Origin of the sequence: Nocardioides koreensis (genome assembly GCF_039531775.1) — a bacterium.
In the GTDB taxonomy this organism is placed as follows: Bacteria; Actinomycetota; Actinomycetes; order Propionibacteriales; family Nocardioidaceae; genus Nocardioides; species Nocardioides koreensis.
Genome location: NZ_BAAAQR010000006.1, coordinates 140,463 through 163,275, shown reverse-complemented (window position 1 = coordinate 163,275; position 22,813 = coordinate 140,463). Strand labels below are relative to the sequence as shown.

Here is a 22,813-nt window from a genome sequence, read left to right as displayed (position 1 = left end):
CATGAGGCCGGCTTGCGGCGCGGACCCGGAGGGTGCTGGCCATGACCTACTCGTCCAGCACCCGGGAGCGCTACCGGCTCGCGGTCAGCGCCGTCACCGGCGTGACCCTGGTCGGTGCGCTCACCTCGACCGGCTGGCTCGCCGGCCTGGCCGCCCAGGCGCACGCCGCGGACCAGGCCCGGCAGCGGGCCGAGCAGCAGGCCCAGCACCGCGTCGCGGCCGCCCGCGCGGAGAAGGCCCGGGCGAGGTACGACGCGCTCGTGGCCCGGCGTACCTCGAAGGCGCTGCGGTCCTCGGTGGTGCTGCACCCGCGGCCGACCCGGACCCGGGTGACCACCCGTTACGTGACTGCCGCCGGCAGCACGTCCTCCTCCGTCGGTGGCGGGGGCAGCGTGAGCGCCCCCAGCTCGACGACGCCGGTCCCGGCATCCCCCGCCGCCCCCGCGGCTCCGGGACCCGCGGCGCCCCCGCCACCGCCGCCGCCCCCTCCGCCGCCCCCGCCGGCGCCGGCCACCGGCTCGTGACGACCGTGGTCCCGACCGCGTCCACCTTCGCGGCGCTCGGCACGAGCGTGTTCGTGGCCGTGCGCAGCCCCGACGACCTCAGGACGGCCCGCCGGCTGGCCGGGGAGGTGCTGCGCGACGTCGACGAGGTGTGCAGCAGGTTCCGGCCCGACTCCGACCTGTGCCTGGCCAACGCGCACCCGGGCCACTGGGTCGAGGTCGACCCGCTGCTGGTCGCCGCGGTCGACGCGGCGCTCGGCGCGGCCCGCGCGACCGACGGGCTGGTCAACCCGCTGCTGGGCCGGCCGCTGGTGCACCTGGGCTATGACCGGGACTTCGCGCAGCTGGTGGAGCGGGCGGAGGACCCCGCGCTGCCGGCCATGGCCCCGGCGCCCGACCCCGACGCCTGGCGGGAGATCGAGCTGGACCCGGCCGGGGCTCTGCGGATCCCGGTGGGCTCCGCCCTCGACCTCGGGGCGACCGGCAAGGCCTGGGCCGCCGACCTGGTGGCCGCGGCGTACGCCGAGCAGCTCGACGCCGGGGCGCTGGTGAGCGTCGGCGGCGACCTCCGCATCGCCGCGCCCGACGGTCGTCCGTGGCCGGTCGCGGTCGCGGAGCGTCCCGGCGACCCGCCCGAGGCGCTGGTCGCGCTGGACCGGGGCGGGCTCGCCACCTCCAGCACCCGGGTCCGCCGCTGGACCCGGCACGGCGTACGCCGGCACCACCTGCTGGACCCGCGCACCGGCCTGCCCGCCGCCGAGGTCTGGCGCACCGTCACCACGACCGGGGCGACCTGCGTCGCCGCCAACACCGCCTCGACCGCGGCCGTCGTGCTGGGCGCGGACGCGCCCGGCTGGCTGGCCGGCCACGGCGTCACCGCACGCCTGGTGGCCCGCGACGGCAGCGTTCACACCGTGGGCGCCTGGCCCACCGACGACCTTCCTCTGGAAGGAGGAGCCGCATGACCGACGGACCGTTCCTCTGGTACCTCAACCGCAGCACCGGCCTCGTGCTGCTGGTGCTACTCACGACCAGCACCGTGCTCGGCGTGCTCGCGATGAACGGCCGGGCCGGCCGCGGCGTCCCGCGCTTCGTCACCCAGTCCCTGCACCGCAACCTGGCGCTGCTGTCGGTGGTGCTGCTGGTCGTGCACGTGGCCTCGGCCGTCGCCGACACCTTCGTCGACATCCGGTGGTGGCAGGCGGTGGTCCCCGTCGGCGCGACGTACATGCCGGTGTGGCTCGGGCTCGGCACGCTGTCGCTGGACCTGATGGCGGTGGTCGTGCTGACCAGCCTGCTCCGCTCCCACCTCAGCCTCCGGGCCTGGCACTCGGTGCACCTGCTGTCCTGGCTGGCCTGGGGCGTCGCCGTGGTGCACGGCCTGGGCATCGGCACCGACCTCGGGACCGATCCCGCGACGCTGCTCGCGCCCGAGCACCGCTGGGCCGCGCTGCCGACCCTGGCCTGCGTCGGCGCCGTCCTGGCCGCCGGCCTGGTCCGGCTGGGCCGCACCCGCCGACCCGCCCGCGTCCGGGAACCGCTGGCCGAGAGGAGCCTGCCGTGACCGGCCCTGCCACCTCCCCCGTCCCCGTCCCGCAGGAAGTCTGGATCCACGGCGGGCCCGCCCTGCTCGAGGGCGTCGACGACGGCCCGTCGCTGGCCGCGCACCGGGAGCGGTACGGCGCGCTCCCCGACCTCGGGCTCCCCGAGCTCCAGCACCTGGTCGGCCGGGTCGGGCTGCGGGGCCGCGGCGGGGCGGCGTTCCCGTTCGCGACCAAGCTCGAGGCGGCCGCGCGGCGGCGCCGGCCGGTGGTCGTGGTCAACCTCAGCGAGGGCGAGCCGGCCAGCGCCAAGGACAGCGCGCTCGCGCTGGCCCGGCCGCACCTGGTCCTCGACGGCGCCGTGGCCACCGCCCGGGCGCTGGGCGCCCGCGAGCTGCACCTGGTGCTGCCGGGCGAGCGGACGCAGGTGCGGCGCAGCATCCTGCAGGCCCTCGGCGAGCGAAGCGACGGACTGGACGTGCACGCCCACGAGGCGGCCCCGCGCTTCGTCGCCGGGCAGGCCCGGGCGGTCATCGAGCTGCTGTCGGGGCGGCCGAACCTGCCCGTCACCGCCTGGCAGCCGGAGGCGGTCGAGGGCCTGCGCGGCCGCCCGACCCTGCTCTCGAACGCCGAGACCTGGGCGCACGTCGGCCTGCTCGCGCTCCGCGGCGAGGTCGCCTACCGCCGCCACGGCACCCGTCAGGAGCCCGGCACCGCGCTGCTCACGCTGACCCGGCCGGGCGAGGTGCCGCACGTGCACGAGGTGCCCTACGGCACCCGGCTCCGCGACCTGCTGCCGGAGGCGGCGTGGGGACTGCCCGCGCTGGTCGGCGGGTTCCACGGGTCGTGGGCGACCTGGCCCACCGTCGCCAGCGCCCGGCTGTCGGTGGCGGGCCTGGCCGCGATCGGCACCCCGCTGGGCGCCGGGGTGCTGCTCACCCCCGCCGCGGGCACCTGCCCGGTCGCGCTGACCAGCCGGATCGTCGACTTCCTGGCCGGGCAGAGCGCCGGACGCTGCGGGCCCTGCCGCAACGGGCTGCCGGCGCTGGGCGTGGCGCTGCGGGCCGTGGTCGACGGATCGGGCGGCACCGACCGGGTCGCCGAGCTGGCCGGCCTGGTGCGCGGCCGCGGGGCCTGTGCCCACCCGGACGGCACGTCGCGGCTGGTGCGCTCGCTGCTGGCCGTGCTGCCGCAGGAGGTCGCCGCGCACGCCGCCGGTGGCTGCGCCGGCGAGCACCGGGCGGTGGCGTCATGAGCCGGCTCCGGGTCGACTGGCCCAGCTGCGAGGCCCGCGGGCTGTGCCACGAGCTGCTGCCGGAGGTCGTCGACCTCGACGAGTGGGGCTACCCGATCGTCCGCGGCGAGGTCACCGACGAGCTCGTCGCCGACGCCCGGGCCGCCGTACGCGCGTGCCCGCGGCTGGCGATCCGGCTGGTCCCGCGCTGACCCGCCGGGACGTCATACGACCTCGTCGCCCCGACGACCGGAACGTATGACGTCCGGCGGCCGCTCAGAGCGAGTACGCCGCCAGCTCGCCCGCGAGGTCCTCGTTGGCGCGGCCGTGCACGATCGTGCCGTCGGCGGTGTGCTCGAGCGAGGCGATCTCGCCGTGCTGGTGCAGCCGGTTGATCAGGTCGCCGCGCTCGTAGGGCAGCAGCGCCTTGAACTCCACGTCGGGCCGGGGCAGCTCGCCCTCGACCACGGCCAGCGCCTCGGCGATGCCCTCGCCGGTCTTCGCCGAGACGACCACCGAGTGCGGCTCGCGCTGGCGCAGCCGGGCCAGCACCATCGGGTCCGCGGCGTCGGCCTTGTTGATGACCACCAGCTCGGGGACCTGGTCGGCCTTGATCTCCGCGAACACCTCGCGCACCGCGGCCAGCTGGCCCTCGGGGTCGGGGTGGGAGCCGTCGACGACGTGCAGGATCAGGTCGGAGTCGGCGACCTCCTCCAGCGTGGAGCGGAACGCCTCGACCAGCTGGTGCGGCAGGTGCCGCACGAAGCCGACCGTGTCGCTCATCGTGTAGACCCGGCCGTCGGCGGTGGTGGTCCGCCGGGTGGTCGGATCCAGGGTCGCGAAGAGCGCGTTCTCGACCAGCACCCCGGCGTCGGTGAGCCGGTTGAGCAGCGAGGACTTGCCGGCGTTGGTGTAGCCGGCGATGGAGACGCTGGGGATCTGGTGGCGACGGCGCTCCTGGCGCTTGGTGTCGCGGGTCCCCTTCATCTCGCGCAGCTCGCGGTTGAGCTTGGCGATCTTGGTGTTGATCCGGCGTCGGTCGGTCTCGATCTTGGTCTCACCGGGACCACGGCCACCGATGCCGGCACCCGCGGCCACCCGGCCACCGGCCTGGCGGGACAGGTTGCCACCCCAGCCGCGCAGCCGCTGCTTCATGTAGCTGAGCTGGGCCAGCTCGACCTGGGCCTGGCCCTCCTTGGACTTCGCGTGCTGGGCGAAGATGTCGAGGATCAGCGCGGTCCGGTCGACGACCTTGATCTTGAGCCGGTCCTCGAGGTTGCGCAGCTGGCTGGGCGCGAGCTCGCCGTCGCAGATGACGGTGTCGGCGCCGCTGGCCTGCACGATCTCGCGCAGGCCGTCCACCTTGCCGCGGCCGACGTACGTCGCCGGGTCGGGCTTCTGCCGGCGCTGGTAGATCGCGTCGAGCACCTCGGAGCCGGCGGTCTCGGCGAGCAGCGCGAGCTCGGCCATGGAGTTCTCGGCGTCCTCGACGCTGCCGTCAGTCCACACGCCCACCAGCACGACCCGCTCGAGGCGGAGCTGGCGGTACTCGACCTCGGTGATGTCCTCGAGGTCGGTGCGCAGGGTCGCGACGCGCCGCAGCGCGTGCCGCTCGGCGAGGTCCATCTCGCCGACGGTCTGGTCGACGTCCTCGGGGTCGGGCTCGTCCGCATAGCCGGAGACCCAGTCTCCTGCCTCGTCGGTCCCGAGGTCCTCGGCGTCCCAGCTCTCCGTCGCGTCCAGCTCGGCGTCGAGGGTGAAGTCGTGTGCGTTCGTCATATGCCTCTCAGGGTAGGTCCGGGAGTCGGGGAGCGCGAGCCGATATCACCCGGGCTGACTCCTGTGCAGGGTCAACGCCGCGAGGCGGGCGACGATTCCCCGACCCCTCGGGCACGCTGCTCCCCATGAGCTCGCTGATGCCCCGGCTGGACCGGGTCACCCGGACGTTCTGGCGTACGACGGGCCGCCCGGTCGACCTCGCCGGCGACGAGGCGTGGCTGACGGCCCCGATGCACGACGGGCAGACCATCGGGGACGGCTGGCTGGGGGCGGCGGCCACCGCCCTCGGCGGCACCGTGCGCGAGCACGACGGCGCCGGGCTGGTCCCGGACATGGCCGAGCTCGACGGGGCCACCTTCCGGGCCGCGGACCTGAGGCCGGAGGTCCGGCACTTCTACGAGCACACCTCCGCGTGGCGGATGGAGGTCTGGACCCAGTGGAACCCGCTCTTCGCGCCCGGCGGCGAGCTCGTCTCGCGGCTCTTCGGTCGCCGGGTCCAGCAGCTGGCGCTGCCGACCCGGCCGCTGGACGTGGCGCTGGGCATGGACAGCCGGGTCGTGACACTCCTCGACGCCGACGGCCGGCAACGGGCCGCCGGGTGGATCCGCACGCTGCGCTCCACCGGTGAGTACGTCTACAGCGGCTGCTACTCCAGCCGGACCCTCCCCGGGTCCGACCAGCCGAGCGTCCACGTGGCCTTCCCGCTCGAGGCGGGCAACGTGCAGGTCCTGCTGCGCCCCCGGGCCCGGCCGGACGGGTCCCTGGTGCTGAGCTCCCCGCCGGGCGCGTTCGGCGAGGACGGGGCCTACGTCCTCGTCGCGGACCGGGACCGGCACCACGCCGCGCGTGCCCCGATCCACGAGGAGTTCCACGTCTACGTCGACCCTGACGGGGTGCTGCGCACCGACCACGTGCTGCGGCTGTGGTCGGCCACCGCGGTCCGGCTCCATTACAAGCTCACGCAGGCCCCTTAGATTGGGTCGGTGACCACCCCCGCGCTCCCCGACCGTGCCCGCGTCGTCATCATCGGTGGTGGTGTCATCGGCTGCTCGATCGCCTACCACCTCGCCCACGAGGGCTGGACCGACGTGGTGCTGCTCGAGCGCGACCGGCTCACCTCCGGCACCACCTGGCACGCCGCCGGGCTGATGACCTGCTTCGGGTCCACCTCGGAGACCTCGACCGCGATCCGGCTCTACTCCCGCGAGCTCTACGCGCGGCTGGAGGAGGAGACCGGGCAGGCGACCGGCTTCAAGCCGGTCGGCCTGATCGAGGCCGCGGCCGACGCCGACCGGCTCGAGGAGTACCGCCGGGTCGCCACCTTCCAGCGGCACCTCGGGCTCGAGGTCGACGAGATCTCCCCCACCGAGATGGCCGAGCTGTTCCCGTGGGCGCGGACCGACGACCTGCTGGCCGGCTTCCACGTCCCCGGGGACGGCCGGGTGAACCCGGTCGACGTGACCACCGCGCTCGCCAAGGGCGCCCGGCAGCTCGGCGTACGCCTCGTCGAGGGGGTCTCGGTCGACGAGGTCCGCACCGCGCGGGGCGCGGTCACCGGCGTGCGCGTCTCCACCGGCTCGACCGGCGAGAGCCACGACATCGAGTGCGAGTACGTCGTGAACTGCGCGGGCATGTGGGCCCGCGAGCTCGGTGCCCAGAACGGGCTGGTGATCCCGAACCAGGCCGCCGAGCACTACTACCTGATCACCGACACGATCGAGGGGCTCGACCCGGACGCGCCAGTCTTCGAGGACCCCGCGTCGTACGGCTACTACCGCGAGGAGGGCGGCGGGATGATGGTCGGCCTCTTCGAGCCGCAGGCGGCCCCGTGGAAGGTCGACGGGATCCCGGCGGACTTCTCCTTCGGCAAGATCCCGCCGGACTGGGACCGGATGGCGCCGTTCCTGGAGAAGGCGATGGCGCGGGTGCCGGTCACGCTGGACGTCGGCGTGCGCACCTTCTTCTGCGGGCCGGAGTCGTTCACGCCGGACCTGGCGCCCGCGGTGGGCGAGGCGCCCGGCATCCGCAACTACTTCGTCGCCGCGGGCATGAACTCGGTCGGGATCCTCTCCGCCGGCGGCCTGGGCCGGGTGATGGCGCACTGGATCACCACCGGACGCCCGGACGTGGACGTGACCGGGTTCAACGTGGACCGGTTCCGGCCCTACCAGGCCGACGACGGCTACCGCGCGGCCCGCACCACCGAGATCCTCGGCACCGTGTACGCCGCGCACACGCCCGGCAAGCAGCTGCACTCGGCCCGCGGGATGCTGCTCTCCCCCGTGCACGAGCGGCTCGTCGACCAGGGCGGGCACCTGCGCGAGGTCTCGGGCTGGGAGGGTGCGGACTGGTTCGCCGGTGCCGGGGCCACCCCGTCCGCGGAGCCGACCTGGGGCCGGGCCCCGTGGTTCGCGCAGTGGGAGGCCGAGCACCGGGCCGTCCGCGAGGGCGTCGGTCTGATGGACATGAGCTTCATGGCGAAGCTCCGGGTCTCCGGGGCCGACGCCGGTGCCGTGCTGGACCGGGTCTCCGCGGGCCCGGTGACCGCGTCGGCGGAGACGATCACCTACACCCAGTGGCTCGACGAGGGCGGCCGGATCGAGGCCGACCTGACCGTCACCAAGCTGGCCGACGACGACTTCTGGGTCGTCGCCTCCGACACCGCCCACGGCCACGCGCTGGCCTGGCTCGGGCGGGCCGTCGGCTCCTCCGACGTGCGCGTCGAGGACGTCACGGCCGACTACGCCCAGCTCAACGTGCAGGGCCCGCGGTCGCGGGAGCTGCTCGCCTCGCTCACCGCGGCCGACCTGTCCACCGAGGCCTTCGGCTTCCGCACCGCCCGCTGGATCGACGTCGCTGGGGTGGAGGTGCTGTGCGCCCGGATCACCTACCTCGGCGAGCTGGGCTACGAGCTCTACGTGCCGGCCGGGTCCGGGCTCAAGGTGTACGACGCGCTGCAGGCCGCCGGCACGGCGTACGACCTCGAGCCGGTGGGGCTCAAGGCGCTGGCCTCGCTGCGGATGGAGAAGGGCTACCGCGACTTCGGCCACGACATCGACAACACCGACTGCCCGCTCGAGGTCGGGCTGGGCTTCGCGCTGGCGCTGGACAAGCCGGGTGGGTTCGTCGGCCGCGAGGCGGTGCTGGAGCGCAGGGCCGCGAACGCCGCCCGCGGCGGGATGGCGCAGCGGCTGGTGCAGGTCCGGCTGCTCGACCCGGAGCCGCTGCTGTTCCACGCCGAGGTCGTGCACCGCGACGGCGTGCCGGTCGGCTACGTGCGGGCCGCGTCGTACGGCTGGACCCTGGGCTCGGCGGTGGGGCTGGCGTTCGTGTCCGGTGGTGGCGCGCCGGTGACGGCGGACTGGCTGGCGGCCGGGTCGTGGGAGGTCGACGTGGCCGGGGTGCGGCACCCGATCGAGGTGTCGCTGCGGCCGATGTATGACCCGACCTCCGCGCGGATCCGCGTCTGAGGTGGACGTGGTGCGCCTCTCGGCCTCGGGGGCCGAGCTCGCCTCACTGCTCCCCGCGCACCCACCGGGTGGGCGGGTGCTGCTCGGGATCACCGGGGCTCCGGGGGCGGGCAAGTCCACGCTGGCCGCGTACCTCGCCGCGGCGCACGCCGGGGTCGTGGTGCCGATGGACGGCTTCCACCTCGCCGACGTCGAGCTGGTCCGTCGCGGGCTGCTGGACCGCAAGGGCGCGCCGGAGACCTTCGACGGCTGGGGGTACGCCGCGCTGCTGGCCCGGCTGCGCGCGCGGCCCGACCACGTGGTGATGGCGCCGGCGTTCGAGCGCGACCTCGAGCAGCCGCTGGCCGGCGCGCTCCCGGTGCCGCCGACGGCGGAGCTGGTGGTGACCGAGGGCAACTACCTGCTGCTCGACGACCCGTGCTGGCGCGCCGCCCGCGACAGCCTGGACGCGGTCTGGCACGTGGAGACCCCGGCCGCCGTGCGGGTCCCGAGGCTGGTCGCGCGGCACGAGGACTTCGGCAAGTCCCCCGCCGCCGCGCGGGCATGGGTGCACCGGGTCGACGAGCCGAACGCCGCTCTGGTCGACGCCGCCCGGCACCGGGCGGACCTGGTGCTGGACCTGGCGGGGTGGGCGGCAAGTTTCCCCGGGTGACCGGTGACTTTTCACCAATCTGGGGCACGCGTACCCCGACCCGCACCGCCAGAATGAGGGTCGTCGCTCGGGCGACCCGCCCGGGAGGGCGGGTGAACGCGCCGACGCAGGCGTCGACCACGTCGCGGCACACCAGCCGGGGACGCACCGTCGCACCTGTCGACGGTGGCGGTGCTGCTGCCCGTGACCGCCTGCGTCGCTCACCCGCTATCCCGGGGCACCCGCCGGGGGCGGTCCCGGGTCCGGTCCCTAGCCGGCCGGGACCGCTGGCGGGTGACAGTCACCGCGGCTCCGCGGCGTACTCCCCCGGGGTCAGCCCGGTGACGGTCCGGAAGTCGCGGCCGAAGTGGGCCTGGTCGGCGTACCCGAGCTCGGCGGCGACCCGGGCCAGGTCGGGGCGCGCCTCGCCGGCGAGCCGCTCGGCGGCCTCGTGCAGGCGGCGGCGCTGGACCAGCCACTTCGGCGAGAGCCCGATCCGCCGCTGGGTCATCCGCTGCAGCGTGCGCTCGCCGATCGCGAACTTGTCGCGCACCTGGCTCACCCGCTGCACGCCGGAGTCGCCCTCGACGTACTCCACCACCGCGTTCACGAGCAGCCCCTCGTCGTCGACCGGGAGCAGCGGGGTGAGGGCGGCCTCGACGGCGGCAACCGCGGCATGCTGCCGGCCCGGGTCGTGCGGGTCGTCGCCGACCCGGCCCCGGATCGCGTCGACGAGCGCGGCGCCGTCGAGGCCCGGCGCGTCCACGAGGGGTACGGCGCGGTCCGTGAGCCCGGCGACGCCCGCACCCCACACCAGCGACCCGGCCGCCGGCTGGAGCATGGTGCCGAGCGCCCAGCCCTCCCCGGCGAGCTCCTGGGTGGACAGCCCGGAACTCGGCCCGACGAGCAGCGCGTAGGAGTCGGAGACCACGATCAGGCAGACCGGTACTGCAGCACCCGCTGCACCGACCGCGCGCCCTCCGGCAGCGACCACACCGGCATCCAGTAGCGCCGGACCAGGCCCGCGAGCCCCGGCGTGGGCGCGAACCGGTGGATCGGCGGGCTGTAGCCGGCGGCGTCGCGCAGGTGCACCCGCTCGGTGGGGTCGATGCGCCGGTTCTCGTGCACGTGTCGGATCTTTCAAGAACCGGGCCGGCCCGGGGCCGCACGACTTCATGACCAAGCGCGACCTCGACCCCGGGCCCCCGCCGGAGGGCGACCCCCAGCAGTTCTGGCGCGCCCACCTCGACGGCGTACGACGGGTGGTGGCGGACGACGCGCTGGCCCTGACGCGTCGTGTCCCCCGGGGTGCGTCATGGCGCACCGTGGGGGACACGACCGCCGGGTTACCTGGGAGGCATCCGGATGCCGCCGTCGACGCGGATCGTCTCGCCGTTCATGTAGGTGTTGCGGATGCACTCGAGCACCATCGAGGCGAGCTCCTCGGGCTGACCGAGCCGCTTGGGGAACAGCACGCTCTCGCCGAGCTTGGCCTTGAACGCCTCGGCGTCCCCGCCGAAGCCGTAGATCGGGGTGTCGATCAGGCCCGGCGCCACGGTGTTAAGCCGGATGCCCGAGGCGGACAGGTCGCGGGCGACCGGCAGGGTTATGCCGACGACGCCGCCCTTGGAGGCGGAGTACGCCGCCTGGCCGATCTGGCCGTCGAACGCCGCGACGCTCGCCAGGTTCACGATCGCGCCGCGCTCGCCTGCCTCCGTCGGCTCGAGCTTGCTCATCTCGGTGGCCGCGAGCCGGACCGCGTCGAAGGTGCCGATCAGGTTGATCGCGATCACCTTGGTGAACGCCGCCAGGTCGTGGGCGGAGTCGAACTCACCGTCGCGGCCGATGGTGCGCTGGGCCCAGCCGATCCCGGCGGAGTTGACCAGCACCCGCAGCGGGCCGAGCTCGACGGCCGTGCGGACCGCCGCCTTGATCTGCTCGGTGTCGGTCACGTCGACGCTGACGAACGCGCCGCCGATCTCCTTCGCGAGGGCCTCGCCCTTGTCGGCCTGCAGGTCCGCGACGACGACCTTCGCGCCGCCGGCGGCGAGCTGGCGGGCGACGGCCGCGCCGATGCCCGACGCGGCGCCCGTGACGATCGCTGATGCTCCGTTGATGTCCATGGCTGGCGAGCATAGGGGCAGGGTCGTGTGCCCCAGGACGCGCCATGGCGCGGTCTCAGGCACACGACCCGTCAGAGCGTGGTGGTGCCCGAGGCCACGATCACCGCGGGCCCGGTCAGCAGCACCCGGCCGTCGGCGGTCCAGGTGACGGTGAGCGTGCCGCCCGGCACATCGACCCGGTAGGCCACGTCGTCGGTCGGCGCGCCGCCCTCGGGCACCAGCCGGTCGTGCAGGGCCGCGGCCACCATCACCGCGCAGGCGCCGGTGCCGCAGGAGCGGGTCTCCCCCGAGCCGCGCTCGTGCACGCGCATGGCGACGTGCCGCTCGCCGCGTCGTACGACGAACTCGACGTTCACGCCGTGCGGATAGGTGCCCCCGTCGTACGCCGGCGGGTCGAGCAGCGACCCGGCGTCCTCGAGCGAGTCGACGAACGCGACCGCGTGCGGGTTGCCCATGTCGACGTGCCGGGCCGGCCAGCTGCGCAGGCCGACCCCCACGACGCTGGAGCCGAGGACCTGCGGGGCGCCCATGTCGGCGGTGACCAGGTCGCCCGCCACGGTCAGCGCCTTCACCCCGTCCCGGGTCGCCACCGGCACCGGCACGGTCCCGTCGACGAGACCGGCGTCCACGAGGTGGCGCACGAACACGCGGATCCCGTTGCCGCACATCTCCGAGAGCGACCCGTCGCTGTTGCGGTAGTCCATGAACCACTCGGCACTCCCCGAGTAGTCGGCCAGCGTGCCCGCGTCGGGTCCGGCGTACGACGCGGTCCGGATCACCCGCATCACGCCGTCGCCGCCGATGCCCGCGCGCCGGTCGCACAGCGCGCGCACCCGCTCGGGGGCGAGTGCGCCGTGGACGGTGCCGTCGTGGTCGGGCAGAAGCACGAAGTCGTTCTCGGTGCCGTGCCCCTTGAGGAACGGGTAGGCGTCAGGCATACAGGCCCTTGCTGTAGTTCTCGGGACGGTAGTAGTCGTCGAGCTGCTCGACGGTCATGCCGGTCGGCTCGATCTCGTGGGCCAGCACCGCGCGGCGCGGCACGATGCCCTCGGGGTCCCAGGTCTCCGGCTGCCAGATCCCCGAGCGCAGGAACGCCTTGGCGCAGTGGAAGAACAGCTCGTCGATCTCCACCACCACCGCGAGCAGCGGCCGGTGTCCCTTGACCAGCATCTCGTCGAAGAACGGCGCGTCGCTGACCAGCCGGGCCCGGCCGTTGACGCGGAGCGTGTCGCCGCGGCCCGGGATGAGGAAGTTCAGCCCGACGTGGGGGTTCTCCAGGATGTTGCGGTAGCCGTCCGCGCGCCGGTTGCCGGGCCGCTCGGCGATCGCGATGGTGCGCTCGTCGAGGACGTGCACCAGCTGCCCGGCCGGGTCGCCCTTGGGCGAGGCGTCGCAGCGGCCGTCGGCGGACGCGGTCGCCATCACGCAGAACGGCGAGGCGGCCAGCCAGTCCCGGTCCACCTCGAGCAGCGCCGGGCGGGCCTTGTCCCGGACCCGCGGCAGCGGCTCGCCCAGCAGCGTCACGAGCTCGTCGGTCGTGGTGATCTCGGTCCAGCTGTCGGTCGGCACAGGGAAACGGTACGACGCGGCACCGACCGTCCGCGCTCAGGTCCGCGGCCCCACCACGTCGTACCGCGCGCAGGCGAAGTCCCCGTTGCGGGCCAGCTCGGTCAGCCTCAGGTCGAAGCGGCGCGGGAAGACCGGCCGGCCGGCCCCGAGCGTGACCGGCGCGAGCTGCACGCAGACCTCGTCGAGCAGCCCCGCCTCCGCGAACTGGCCGGCGAGGTCGCCCCCGCCGACCACCCACAGGTCGCGGCCGTCCGCGGCAGCCGCCATCTCCGCGTGCACCGGCCGCACGTCGCCGGCGGTGAACCGGACGTCCGCGCCCTCGATCGTCGGCAGCTCGCGGTGCGTGAACACCCACGTGGGCTGCTGGTAGGACCAGCCCTCGCCGGTCCGCGCGAGGTGTGCGCGGACCCACTCGTACGTCGTGGCGCCCATCGCCAGCGCGCCGATGGTCTCGATGAAGGCGCCGTAGCTCATCGGGCCGTCCTCGTCGATGTGCTGCACGAACAGCCAGTCCAGCGAGTCGTGCTCGTCGGCGATGAAGCCGTCCAGCGTGCTGGCGGTGTAGTACGTCGTACGCGTCACCGGCTCAGCGTGGCACGGCGGCCAGCGCCTTCTCCACCCGTTCGGGGTCGTCGTGGTCGACCCACACGATCCGCGGGTCCTTGCGGAACCACGAGTCCTGGCGCCGCGCGAACCGGCGGGTGGCGACGACCGTCCGCTCCCGGGCCTCCTCGAGGCTCAGCTCGCCGGCGAGGTGGGCCGCGACCTCGCGGTAGCCGATCGCCCGGCTCGCGGTCCGGCCCTCGGCCAGCCCCTCGGCGAGCAGCCGCTCGACCTCGGCGACGAAGCCGGCCCCGAACATCTGCTGCACCCGCTGCTCGATCCGCGCGTCGAGCGTGGGCCGGTCGATGTCGACGCCGATCTGCACGCTGCCCGGGTCGGCGTACTCCATCGTCGGCAGCGACGCGGTGAACGGGCGCCCGGTGATCGTGATGACCTCGAGCGCGCGGACGACCCGGCGGCCGTTCTCGGGGAGGATCCGCGCCGCTGCCTCGGGGTCCTGCGTGGCGAGCCGCTGGTGCAGCCGGTGCGCGCCCACCTCGGCCAGCTCGTCCTCCAGCCGGCTGCGGACCGCCTCGTCGGTGCCCGGGAACTCGAACCGGTCCAGGATCGCGCGGGTGTAGAGCGCGGAGCCGCCGACCAGGACGGGCACCGTGCCCCGGGCCCGCAGCCGCCCGGCGACCGCGCGCGCGTCGGCCTGGAACTCCGCCACGGTGAGCGGGTCGCGCACGCTCAACGTGTCGAGCAGGTGGTGCGGGATCCCCCGCCGCTCGTGGGGCGGGAGCTTGGCGGTGCCGATGTCCATGCCGCGGTAGACCTGCATCGCATCGGTGTTGACGACCTCGCCGCCGAGCCGCTCGGCGAGGTCCAGCGACAGGCTGGTCTTGCCGGACGCGGTGGCCCCCACCACGGCCACGACCGGCACCGTGATCGGCGCTCCGATCGGGTCACGTGGCATGTGGTTAGTGTGTCAGGAACGGGGTACACCTCCTGAGCCGCCGGCCAGGACGACCCAGCAAGAGGAGTGAGTCATGAGCTTCTTCGACAAGGCCAAGAACGCGCTCGAGGACGCCGTGGACAAGCACGGCGACAAGATCGCCGACGGGATCGACAAGGCCGCGCAGCTGGCCGACGACAAGACCGGTGGCAAGCACAGCGAGAAGATCGCCACCGGAGCGGAGAAGGCGCGAGACGCGCTGGACAAGCTCGACGGCAAGAACGACGACCTGCGCTGACCCTCCACCACCGAGGAGCCACGTGAACGACGAGAAGAGCACGCCGCAAGGTCCGGTCGACCCGCACGGCCCGGGCGGCATCGACGCCCCCGCGCCGCCCGGCGGCCCGCAGCGCACCGATGCGCCGTCGGGGTCGCACACCCCCGGCGAGCCGGCCCGGGACCCGGGCCCGGCGACCGAGCGGGTGACCAAGCGGGAGGGCGACAGCGTCGCACCCGACGACGTCCACGACCGGCCCGAGACCCACACCGACGAGCGCGACCCCGCCGGCGACCCCGAGAAGGAAGCCCAGCTCGAGAACGCCGGGACGTCCCTCGACGAGCCCTCCGACGGCTCAGGAGATGAGTGAGATGACCAGCGAGATGAACGAGGTCCCCGAGGAGGAGCTGGCCGCGCAGGCGACCGAGGAGCTCCAGGACGCGCCGGACCCCGAGGAGTACGAGGCCGAAGAGCGGGAGACCGCCGTCTCCGACGAGACCGGCACCGTGTACGACGTCGAGGGCGAGCCGGAGACCACCCCGCACGACCTCGAGATCACCGAGTCCGACGACGAGTGAGCACCCCGCTGGACCGGTTCGTGGTCGTGCCCGCGTCGTACGTCTTCCTGCTCCGCGACGGGGTCACCGGCCCCGAGGTGCTGCTGCAGCTGCGCCGGAACACCGGCTACATGGACGACCACTGGGCCGCGGCCGCGGCCGGGCACGTGGAGCAGGGCGAGACGGCGTACGACGCGGCGCGGCGCGAGGCGCTCGAGGAGATCGCCGTGACCGACCTCGACCTGGCCTTCGTGACCGCGATGCAGCGCACCCGGGGCGGTGAGCCGATCGACGAGCGGATCGACTTCTTCTTCACCGCCCGCTCCTGGTCCGGCGAGCCGCGGATCGTCGAGCCCGACAAGTGCGCCGAGCTGCGCTGGTGCGCCCTCGCCGACCTGCCCGACCCGGTGGTGCCGCACGAGCGGTCGGTGTTGGAGGCGCTGTGGACGGGTACGACCACGGCGTACACCACGTTCGGCTTCACCCCGGCCTGATCCCCGACCCGACTTCGCAGGAGGACGCGATGAGCAACGACGACCTCGGCCCCATGCCCGAGCCCGAGATCGAGCCCGGCGAGCCCGCCCCCGGTGGCGCGGACGCCGTCGAGCAGATGGAGCAGCACGCCGAGCCGACCACCCGGGACCTGTCGACCAAGGACAACCCGGCCGTCGACGACGTGGAGGTGCCGGACGAGATGCAGGAGGGCGAGGACACCTCCACCCAGGCGACGCGGGACGAGGAGTCGATGTCCGGGGAGAAGGAGTCCCCGGCATGAGCGACCCCCACGAGCCCGCCCACGAGCAGGAGACCGACGTCCGCGACTCGAACCCGAACTCCGCCGGCCCGGACCGTGCCGCCGGCGGCATGGGGGTCAGCAGCGAGCGGGTCGGCCCCACCGGCCCCGGCCAGGTCGCCACCGACGGCGTCCGCGACGTGAGCCCCGAGGAGCGCGACGCCGACGCCGACGTCCCGCCCGAGCAGTCCACGGGCAACCCCGAGCCGAGCCCCGAGGGCCTCGCGCCCAAGGCCGGCTACTCCAGCAAGGACCCGCGCTCGGACTGACGGCGGCGATTCCCAGGCAGCTCAGCCGCAGGCGGGCGCGTCCGGCAGCGGGGCGGGGGCGCCCAGCGTGGGCATGCCGAGCGCGACGCCGGGGGTCGAGGGCGACGCCTGGCGGGCCTCCCACGCATCGCCGGAGCGGGTACGGCGCACGGCGAGGACCGGGCCGTCGGCGACGAGGTGGTGCGGGGCGGCGTAGGTCAGCGTCACCGTGACCATGTCGCCGGGCCGCACCCCGTCGGCGTCCACCTCGGAGAAGTCCGCCGCGAAGTGCACCAGCCGGTTGTCGGGCGCGCGCCCGGACAGCCGGTGGGTGGCGGCGTCCTTGCGCCCCTCCCCCTCGGCCACCATCAGCTCGACCGTGCGGCCGACGAGCGCCTTGTTCTCCTCCCAGGCGATCTCGTTGACCAGCGCGGCCAGGCGCTCGTAGCGGTCCTTGACCACGTCCGGCGGGACCTGGTCGTCGAGGACTGCGGCGGGCGTGCCCGGGCGCTTGGAGTACTGGAAGGTGAAGGCGCCCGAGAAGCGCGCCTCGCGGACCACGTCGAGGGTGGCCCGGAAGTCCTCCTCGGTCTCGCCGGGGAAGCCGACGATGATGTCGGTGGTGATCGCGGCGTCGGGCATCGCGGCGCGGACCCGGGAGATGATCCCGAGGAACTTCGACTGCCGGTAGGACCGGCGCATGTCGCGCAGCACCTTGTCCGAGCCGGACTGCAGCGGCATGTGCAGCGAGGGCATCACGTTCGGCGTCTCGGCCATCGCCTCGATGACGTCGTCGGTGAACTCGGCCGGGTGCGGCGAGGTGAACCGGACCCGCTCCAGGCCCTCGATGTCGCCGCACGCGCGCAGCAGCTTGGAGAACGCCTGCCGGTCGCCGAACTCCACGCCGTACGCGTTGACGTTCTGGCCCAGCAGCGTGACCTCGGAGACGCCCTCGGCCACCAACGCCCGGATCTCGGCGAGGATGTCGCCGGGGCGCCGGTCCTTCTCCTTGCCCCGCAGCGAGGGCACGATGCAGAACGTGCAGGTGTTGTTGCAGCCGACCGAGATCGACACCCACGCGGCGTACGCCGACTCCCGCTTGGTCGGCAGCGTCGAGGGGAAGACGTCGAGCGACTCGAGGATCTCGACCTGCGCCTCCTCCTGGACCCGCGCGCGCTCCAGCAGGACCGGCAGCGAGCCGATGTTGTGGGTGCCGAAGACGACGTCCACCCAGGGCGCCTTCCGGGTGATCGTGGAGCGGTCCTTCTGCGCCAGGCAGCCGCCGACAGCGATCTGCATGCCCGGGTTCGCGGCCTTGACCGGCGCCAGGTGGCCGAGGTTGCCGTAGAGCTTGTTGTCGGCGTTCTCGCGCACCGCGCAGGTGTTGAACACGACGACGTCCGCCTGCCGGCCGGCCCCGGCGGCGACGTACCCCGCGTCCTCCAGCAGCCCGGTCAGGCGCTCGGAGTCGTGGACGTTCATCTGGCACCCGTAGGTGCGGACCTCGTAGGTGCGGCTTGCCTCAGTCATGACCGCACAAGGGTACGGCGGGGGCCCGCGCAGGTCTCAATCGAACAACTCCGGCCACCGCGTGACCACGTTGAGGGCCCAGGACCGATAGGTTGCTGAGCCATGACAGCTCAGCAGACCGGATCATCGGCGCCGACCGGAGGTGACTCCCTCGTCGCGCTGGAGAACGTCGACAAGTGGTTCGGCGAGCTCCACGTGCTGCAGGACATCAATCTCCGGATCCGCCGCGGCGAGGTCGTGGTGGTCATCGGTCCGTCCGGCTCCGGCAAGTCCACGCTGTGCCGCACCATCAACCGGCTCGAGACCATCGACAAGGGCGCGATCAGCCTCGACGGCCAGCCGCTGCCGGCGGAGGGCAAGGCCCTCGCGCAGCTGCGCGCCGAGGTCGGCATGGTGTTCCAGAGCTTCAACCTGTTCGCCCACAAGACGATCCTCGAGAACGTCACGCTCGGCCCCATCAAGGTGCGCGGCATCGCGAAGGCCGAGGCCGAGACCCGCGCGCGCGAGCTGCTGGACCGGGTCGGGGTCGGGCACCAGGCCGAGAAGTACCCCGCCCAGCTCTCCGGCGGACAGCAGCAGCGAGTGGCGATCGCCCGCGCGCTGGCCATGGAGCCCAAGGTGATGCTCTTCGACGAGCCGACCTCGGCACTGGACCCGGAGATGATCAAGGAGGTGCTCGACGTGATGGTCGACCTCGCCAAGCGGGGCATGACCATGGTCGTCGTCACCCACGAGATGGGCTTCGCCCGCACGGCCGCGGACCGGGTGGTCTTCATGGCCGACGGCGCGATCGTCGAGGAGAACACGCCCGAGGAGTTCTTCGGCAACCCGCGGTCGGATCGCGCCCGCGACTTCCTGAGCAAGATCCTCACGCACTGAGGACACGACGCGGCCCCGGGCCGCACCACGGATCGACGCAACGCAACAACACCCCGAAGGGGGCCGGGCGGGGGCCCGGAGAACCAGAGGAGAGACGAATGCGATTCAAGCGGACCAAGGCGGTCCTCGCCGCCGCAGGGCTGGCGGCGACCATGGCCGCCTGCGGTAGCGCCGGCGACGACGGCGGGAGCGAGGCCGTCGACGTCAACGTGGTGGACAACGCCGCGGACAACTTCGACGACGGCACCCGCATGAAGCAGCTGGCCGAGGACGGCAAGATCACCATCGGCGTGAAGTTCGACCAGCCCGGCATCGGGTTCAAGGGCGCCACCGACGACGCCCCGGAGGGCTTCGACCCGGAGATGGGCAAGATCCTCGCCGGCTCGCTCGGGATCGCTCCCGAGGACATCGAGTGGAAGGAGACGATCTCCGACAACCGCGAGCCGTTCCTCCAGAGCGGCGAGGTGGACCTGGTGATCGCGTCCTACTCGATCACCGACGAGCGCCGTCAGGTCGTCGGGCAGGCCGGCCCGTACTACGTCACCGGCCAGCAGCTGCTCGTCGGCGCCGACAGCGACATCCAGAGCGTCGACGACATCAAGGGCCAGGAGGTCTGCTCGGTGACGGGCTCGACCTCGCTGGACAACGTCAAGGCCAAGGGTGCGAAGCCCCGCGGCTTCGACACCTACTCCGAGTGCGTGGACCAGGTGCTCGACGGGACCGTCGACGCGATGACCACGGACGGCGCGATCCTGCTCGGCTACGCCGCCCAGCACCCCGACGACCTGAAGGTCGTCGGCGACACGTTCTCCGAGGAGCGCTACGGCATCGGGTACTCCAAGGACTACCCGGAGATGTGCGGCTGGATCAACGACACGGTGACCAAGTCGTTCGACGACGGCACCTGGAAGGACGCGTTCGACGCCACCCTCGGCAAGTCCGGGGTCGACGCTCCGGACCAGCCCGAGCTGGACGAGTGCCAGGCGGCCTGACCCGTCACCACCCCTGACGGTGGGCGGGACGGCGTACGTCGTCCCGCCCACCGCCCGCACCACACGACAGGAGGCACCACAGGCGCATGGATGCGGTCTTCTCGAACTTCGACGAGTACCTCAAGGCGTTCGGCCTGACGATCGGCCTGTTCGTCGTCTCGAGCATCCTCTCGCTGGTGCTCGGCGTCTTTCTCGCCGCGCTGCGCGTCGGCCCGGTCGGGATCATGCGCAAGGCCGCGACGGTCTACATCGGCATCTTCCGCAACACCCCGCTGGTCATCATCTTCATCTTCATGGCGGTGGCCGCTCCCAAGCTCGGCTACAACTTCAAGTTCATCGAGGACTGGGAGGTCGGTGGCTACCACGTCTCCTCCTTCTTCTTCCGCTCCTGCCTGGCGCTGACGCTCTACACCGCAGCGTTCGTCTGTGAGGCGTTCCGCTCCGGCGTCAACGCGGTGCCGCTCGGCCAGGCCGAGGCGGCCCGCGCGATCGGCCTCACGTTCGCCAAGAGCATGCGGCTGGTGGTGCTCCCGCAGGCGCTGCGGGCAGTCGTGCCGCCGCTGACCAGCGTGCAGGTCGCGCTGCTGAAGAACACCTCGGTCGCCGCGGCGTTCGGCATCGCGGAGGCCACCGCGACCATGCACGCCCTCACCAACGACAACGCCGACCAGCGGCCCGGCATCTTCCTGAGCTTCGCGGTCGGCTACATCATCCTGGTCGAGGTGCTCACCCTGAGCTCCTACGTCATCGAGCGCCGTTGGAGGGTGGCATGAGCGGCAACGTCCTCTTCGACGCACCCGGGCCCCGCACGATCGCGCGGCACCGGGTCTACACCGGGATCACGCTGCTGGCGATCCTGGGACTGGTCCTGCTCATCGTCGGCAAGCTCAACGAGACCGGCCAGCTCGAGTACGCCAAGTGGGAACCGTTCGTCACCCCCGACTACGTGCGGGTGCTCCTCGTCGACGGCCTGCTGAAGACGCTGGAGATGGCGTTCTTCGCGATCATCTTCGCGGTCGTCGTCGGCCTGGCCCTCGGCGTGGGCAAGCTGTCGGAGCACCGGTGGATCCGCCTGCCCAGCTTCCTGGTGGTGGAGTTCTTCCGCGCCATCCCGGTGCTGCTGCTGATGATCTTCATCTTCTACATGCTCAGCGTGGGCGACGGTCCGCTGTCGTCGTTCTGGTGCGTCGTGCTCGCGCTGACGCTCTACAACGGCTCGGTGCTCGCCGAGGTCTTCCGGGCCGGCGTCAACGCGGTGCCCCACGGCCAGGTGGAGGCGGCGTACGCGCTCGGGCTGCGCAAAACCCAGGTGATGACGATCATCCAGCTGCCGCAGGCGGTGAAGATCATGCTGCCGGCGGTGGTGAGCCAGTGCGTGGTGGCGCTGAAGGACACCACCCTGGGCGTCTACATCCTCGCGCCGGGCCTGACGTTCATCAGCAAGCAGATCTACCTGCAGTTCTTCAACCAGGTGCCGACCGCGATCGTGGTCGCGGCGCTCTTCATCGCCTGCAACCTGATCCTGACCTGGATCGCCCACATGCTGCAGCGGCGGCTCACCGGCGAGAAGTCAGCGCCGGCCGTACCCACGGGCGACGGCGCCGGCGCAGGGACCTTCTGACCCGTTCCCGCCACGGCCGGGTGGTGGGCGCGGCATGCTGACCGCACCATGTGCGACCACCACCTCGACCGCCGCTCCCTCTTCCTCGCCGGCGCCGGCGTCGCGACGTCCGCCGCGCTGGTGACGTTCGAGCCCGCAGCCGCGGGCACCGTCATCGGCCGGACCTTCCGCGGCGAGTTCTCCGACCCGGACACCGCGGACTGGCACTACCTGCCGTTCCGGGTCCCGAAGGGCGTCAGCACGATCGAGGTCTCCTACGACTTCGATCCCACCGACACCGGCTTCGGCTTCAGCTACAACGTCGTCGACATCGGGATCTTCGACCCCTCGGGCCACGGCATCGGCGACGCGGCCGGCTTCCGGGGCTGGTCGGGCGGGGCGCGTCGGCACTTCCGGATCAGCCGGACCTCCGCCACCCCGGGCTACCTCGCCGGACCGATCACGCCGGGGGTCTGGAACGTCCTGCTCGGGCCCTACCAGATCGTGCCGCCGGGCACGCCGTGGCGGGTCGACGTGCGCCTGCACTACGGCCCGAAGGGCCCGGTGTTCGAGGCCGACCCGGCGCCGCGGCGGGTGCCGGGGACGGGTCCGGGCTGGTACCGCGGCGACCTGCACGTGCACACCCGCCACTCCGACGGCGCGCGCACCCAGACCCAGGTGCTGGCGGCGGCGCGCGCCGCCGGGCTCGACTTCCTCGGCTCCTCCGACCACAACACCAGCGCGGCCACCCTGGTCTGGGGCCGGCACGTCCCCGACGACTTCCTGGTCATGAGCGGCGAGGAGGTCACCACCCGCAGCGGACACTGGCTGGCGGTCGGGCTGCCGGCCGGCGCCTGGATCGACTGGCGCTACCGGGCCGAGGACGGCCAGCTGCCCCGGTTCACCGAGCGGGTGCGCCGACTGGGCGGGATGGCGATCGCGGCGCACCCGTTCAACCCGCTGCCCAGCATCAGGTGGGACTACGGCTACGACTACGCCGACATGGACGCCGTCGAGATCTGGAACGGGCCGTGGACCGGCGACGACCAGACCGCCCTCGAGCACTGGCACGCGCTGCTGGTCTCCGGACGGTTCGTCCCGGTCGTCGGCAACTCCGACTCCCACAACGACAGCCAGGCCGTCGGTCTGGCCCAGACCGTCGTCCGCGCCGACAACCTCGGTACGACGGCCATCGTCGAGGCGCTCAAGGGTGGCCACGCCTGGCTCGCGGAGTCCTCGACCGTGGAGCTGGTCTTCGAGGCGACCCTCGGCGAGGCGAGGGCCGAGTGCGGCGACCGGCTGGCCGCCGCGGCGGGTGACCTGGTCGACGTACGCCTCGAGGTCGCGGGCGTGCCCGGCTGCCTGGCCCAGGTCCACGGACCGGCGGGCGTGCTCGCCGGCGCGGTGGCCGACGACGCCGGGACGGTCGCCGTCACCGTGCAGGTGCCGGCCGGCGCGACGCCGTTCGTCCGCGCGGAGGTACGCCGTCCGGCGCAGGTCGTGGTCGATCCCACCGCCGGCTCGACGGCGCCGATGGTCGCGCTGACCAACCCGGTCTTCGTGGGGTCAAGCACGGCGGGGTGACGCGA

The 22,813-nt window shown here is 73.3% G+C and carries 28 protein-coding genes; 19 read left to right on the top strand and 9 right to left on the bottom strand.

Features of this window, described 5'->3' with window-relative positions; genetic code table 11:
• Positions 1–41 precede the first annotated feature (41 nt).
• The 5 genes from ABD268_RS11800 to ABD268_RS11780 are packed head-to-tail and all read left to right on the top strand — an operon-like array spanning position 42 to position 3,490.
• A complete protein-coding gene (locus ABD268_RS11800) occupies positions 42–524 on the top strand; it encodes a hypothetical protein (protein ID WP_344151918.1) in 483 nt (160 codons plus the stop codon).
• On the top strand, positions 521–1,468 hold the full coding sequence (locus tag ABD268_RS11795; protein WP_344151915.1) for an FAD:protein FMN transferase: 948 nt from the start codon (positions 521–523) through the stop codon (positions 1,466–1,468). The genes ABD268_RS11800 and ABD268_RS11795 overlap by 4 nt, the downstream gene beginning before the upstream one ends.
• Positions 1,465–2,067 (top strand): ferric reductase-like transmembrane domain-containing protein, encoded by a 603-nt coding sequence (locus tag ABD268_RS11790; protein ID WP_344151912.1) that lies wholly within the window; start codon positions 1,465–1,467, stop codon positions 2,065–2,067. Before ABD268_RS11795 ends, ABD268_RS11790 begins: the two co-directional genes overlap by 4 nt.
• Positions 2,064–3,299: an NADH-ubiquinone oxidoreductase-F iron-sulfur binding region domain-containing protein gene (locus ABD268_RS11785; RefSeq protein ID WP_344151910.1), complete on the top strand. Its 1,236-nt coding sequence runs from the start codon at positions 2,064–2,066 to the stop codon at positions 3,297–3,299. Before ABD268_RS11790 ends, ABD268_RS11785 begins: the two co-directional genes overlap by 4 nt.
• The gene (locus ABD268_RS11780; RefSeq protein ID WP_344151907.1) at positions 3,296–3,490 is read left to right on the top strand and encodes a ferredoxin; all 195 of its coding nucleotides are present in this window, start codon (positions 3,296–3,298) and stop codon (positions 3,488–3,490) included. Before ABD268_RS11785 ends, ABD268_RS11780 begins: the two co-directional genes overlap by 4 nt.
• A gap of 64 nt (positions 3,491–3,554) precedes the next feature.
• Here ABD268_RS11780 and hflX read toward each other — a convergent pair whose 3' ends face one another.
• Complete coding sequence (hflX, locus tag ABD268_RS11775; protein ID WP_344151904.1) at positions 3,555–5,057, bottom strand: GTPase HflX; 1,503 nt, start codon at positions 5,055–5,057, stop codon at positions 3,555–3,557.
• Between the two features lie 125 nt (positions 5,058–5,182).
• Between hflX and ABD268_RS11770 the strand changes: the two genes are divergently transcribed.
• The 3 genes from ABD268_RS11770 to ABD268_RS11760 are packed head-to-tail and all read left to right on the top strand — an operon-like array spanning position 5,183 to position 9,179.
• Positions 5,183–6,031 carry a hypothetical protein gene (locus ABD268_RS11770; protein WP_344151901.1) on the top strand — a complete coding sequence of 283 codons (849 nt, stop codon included), beginning with the start codon at positions 5,183–5,185 and terminating at the stop codon, positions 6,029–6,031.
• A gap of 9 nt (positions 6,032–6,040) precedes the next feature.
• Positions 6,041–8,527: a GcvT family protein gene (locus tag ABD268_RS11765; RefSeq protein ID WP_344151898.1), complete on the top strand. Its 2,487-nt coding sequence runs from the start codon at positions 6,041–6,043 to the stop codon at positions 8,525–8,527.
• A gap of 10 nt (positions 8,528–8,537) precedes the next feature.
• Complete coding sequence (locus ABD268_RS11760) at positions 8,538–9,179, top strand: nucleoside/nucleotide kinase family protein (protein ID WP_344151895.1); 642 nt, start codon at positions 8,538–8,540, stop codon at positions 9,177–9,179.
• A 280-nt stretch (positions 9,180–9,459) separates the two neighbouring features.
• Here the strand turns inward: ABD268_RS11760 and ABD268_RS11755 are convergent, their stop codons facing one another.
• The 7 genes from ABD268_RS11755 to miaA form a co-directional block, all read right to left on the bottom strand.
• A complete protein-coding gene (locus ABD268_RS11755) occupies positions 9,460–10,089 on the bottom strand; it encodes a helix-turn-helix domain-containing protein (RefSeq protein ID WP_344151892.1) in 630 nt (209 codons plus the stop codon).
• Positions 10,090–10,091: 2 nt separating this feature from the next.
• The gene (locus ABD268_RS11750; RefSeq protein WP_344151890.1) at positions 10,092–10,286 is read right to left on the bottom strand and encodes a hypothetical protein; all 195 of its coding nucleotides are present in this window, start codon (positions 10,284–10,286) and stop codon (positions 10,092–10,094) included.
• Positions 10,287–10,504: 218 nt separating this feature from the next.
• Positions 10,505–11,281 carry an SDR family NAD(P)-dependent oxidoreductase gene (locus ABD268_RS11745; RefSeq protein ID WP_344151887.1) on the bottom strand — a complete coding sequence of 259 codons (777 nt, stop codon included), beginning with the start codon at positions 11,279–11,281 and terminating at the stop codon, positions 10,505–10,507.
• A gap of 71 nt (positions 11,282–11,352) precedes the next feature.
• Positions 11,353–12,219, bottom strand: coding sequence for a diaminopimelate epimerase (dapF, locus tag ABD268_RS11740; protein ID WP_344151884.1), 867 nt, complete (start codon positions 12,217–12,219; stop codon positions 11,353–11,355).
• Positions 12,212–12,850, bottom strand: coding sequence for a pyridoxamine 5'-phosphate oxidase family protein (locus tag ABD268_RS11735; protein WP_344151881.1), 639 nt, complete (start codon positions 12,848–12,850; stop codon positions 12,212–12,214). Before ABD268_RS11735 ends, dapF begins: the two co-directional genes overlap by 8 nt.
• A 36-nt stretch (positions 12,851–12,886) precedes the next feature.
• Entirely contained in the window at positions 12,887–13,432 is a 546-nt protein-coding gene (locus ABD268_RS11730) for a dihydrofolate reductase family protein (protein WP_344151878.1), read from the bottom strand.
• Between the two features lie 4 nt (positions 13,433–13,436).
• On the bottom strand, positions 13,437–14,369 hold the full coding sequence (miaA, locus tag ABD268_RS11725; protein WP_344151875.1) for a tRNA (adenosine(37)-N6)-dimethylallyltransferase MiaA: 933 nt from the start codon (positions 14,367–14,369) through the stop codon (positions 13,437–13,439).
• A gap of 73 nt (positions 14,370–14,442) precedes the next feature.
• Between miaA and ABD268_RS11720 the strand changes: the two genes are divergently transcribed.
• Genes ABD268_RS11720 through ABD268_RS11695 form a run of 6 tightly spaced genes read left to right on the top strand, consistent with a single transcriptional unit; the run spans position 14,443 to position 16,244 of the window.
• On the top strand, positions 14,443–14,646 hold the full coding sequence (locus ABD268_RS11720; protein WP_344151872.1) for an antitoxin: 204 nt from the start codon (positions 14,443–14,445) through the stop codon (positions 14,644–14,646).
• Between the two features lie 22 nt (positions 14,647–14,668).
• The gene (locus tag ABD268_RS11715) at positions 14,669–14,995 is read left to right on the top strand and encodes a hypothetical protein (RefSeq protein ID WP_344151869.1); all 327 of its coding nucleotides are present in this window, start codon (positions 14,669–14,671) and stop codon (positions 14,993–14,995) included.
• Position 14,996: 1 nt separating this feature from the next.
• Positions 14,997–15,203 carry a hypothetical protein gene (locus tag ABD268_RS11710; protein WP_344151866.1) on the top strand — a complete coding sequence of 69 codons (207 nt, stop codon included), beginning with the start codon at positions 14,997–14,999 and terminating at the stop codon, positions 15,201–15,203.
• A complete protein-coding gene (locus ABD268_RS11705) occupies positions 15,200–15,676 on the top strand; it encodes an NUDIX hydrolase (RefSeq protein WP_344151863.1) in 477 nt (158 codons plus the stop codon). The genes ABD268_RS11710 and ABD268_RS11705 overlap by 4 nt, the downstream gene beginning before the upstream one ends.
• A 29-nt stretch (positions 15,677–15,705) precedes the next feature.
• Entirely contained in the window at positions 15,706–15,957 is a 252-nt protein-coding gene (locus ABD268_RS11700) for a hypothetical protein (protein ID WP_344151860.1), read from the top strand.
• Positions 15,954–16,244, top strand: coding sequence for a hypothetical protein (locus ABD268_RS11695; RefSeq protein ID WP_344151857.1), 291 nt, complete (start codon positions 15,954–15,956; stop codon positions 16,242–16,244). The genes ABD268_RS11700 and ABD268_RS11695 overlap by 4 nt, the downstream gene beginning before the upstream one ends.
• A 21-nt stretch (positions 16,245–16,265) precedes the next feature.
• Here the strand turns inward: ABD268_RS11695 and miaB are convergent, their stop codons facing one another.
• Positions 16,266–17,753, bottom strand: coding sequence for a tRNA (N6-isopentenyl adenosine(37)-C2)-methylthiotransferase MiaB (miaB, locus tag ABD268_RS11690; RefSeq protein WP_344151854.1), 1,488 nt, complete (start codon positions 17,751–17,753; stop codon positions 16,266–16,268).
• Positions 17,754–17,855: 102 nt separating this feature from the next.
• On the opposite strand from miaB, the gene ABD268_RS11685 reads away from it, so the two are divergent.
• From ABD268_RS11685 to ABD268_RS11665, 5 genes are all read left to right on the top strand, one after another.
• On the top strand, positions 17,856–18,632 hold the full coding sequence (locus tag ABD268_RS11685; protein ID WP_344151851.1) for an amino acid ABC transporter ATP-binding protein: 777 nt from the start codon (positions 17,856–17,858) through the stop codon (positions 18,630–18,632).
• 98 nt (positions 18,633–18,730) lie between these two features.
• Complete coding sequence (locus tag ABD268_RS11680) at positions 18,731–19,624, top strand: glutamate ABC transporter substrate-binding protein (RefSeq protein WP_344151848.1); 894 nt, start codon at positions 18,731–18,733, stop codon at positions 19,622–19,624.
• An 86-nt stretch (positions 19,625–19,710) separates the two neighbouring features.
• A complete protein-coding gene (locus ABD268_RS11675; protein ID WP_344151845.1) occupies positions 19,711–20,397 on the top strand; it encodes an amino acid ABC transporter permease in 687 nt (228 codons plus the stop codon).
• Positions 20,394–21,245: an amino acid ABC transporter permease gene (locus ABD268_RS11670; protein WP_344151842.1), complete on the top strand. Its 852-nt coding sequence runs from the start codon at positions 20,394–20,396 to the stop codon at positions 21,243–21,245. Before ABD268_RS11675 ends, ABD268_RS11670 begins: the two co-directional genes overlap by 4 nt.
• Before the next feature lie 48 nt (positions 21,246–21,293).
• A complete protein-coding gene (locus tag ABD268_RS11665; RefSeq protein WP_344151839.1) occupies positions 21,294–22,808 on the top strand; it encodes a CehA/McbA family metallohydrolase in 1,515 nt (504 codons plus the stop codon).
• Positions 22,809–22,813: the final 5 nt, after the last annotated feature.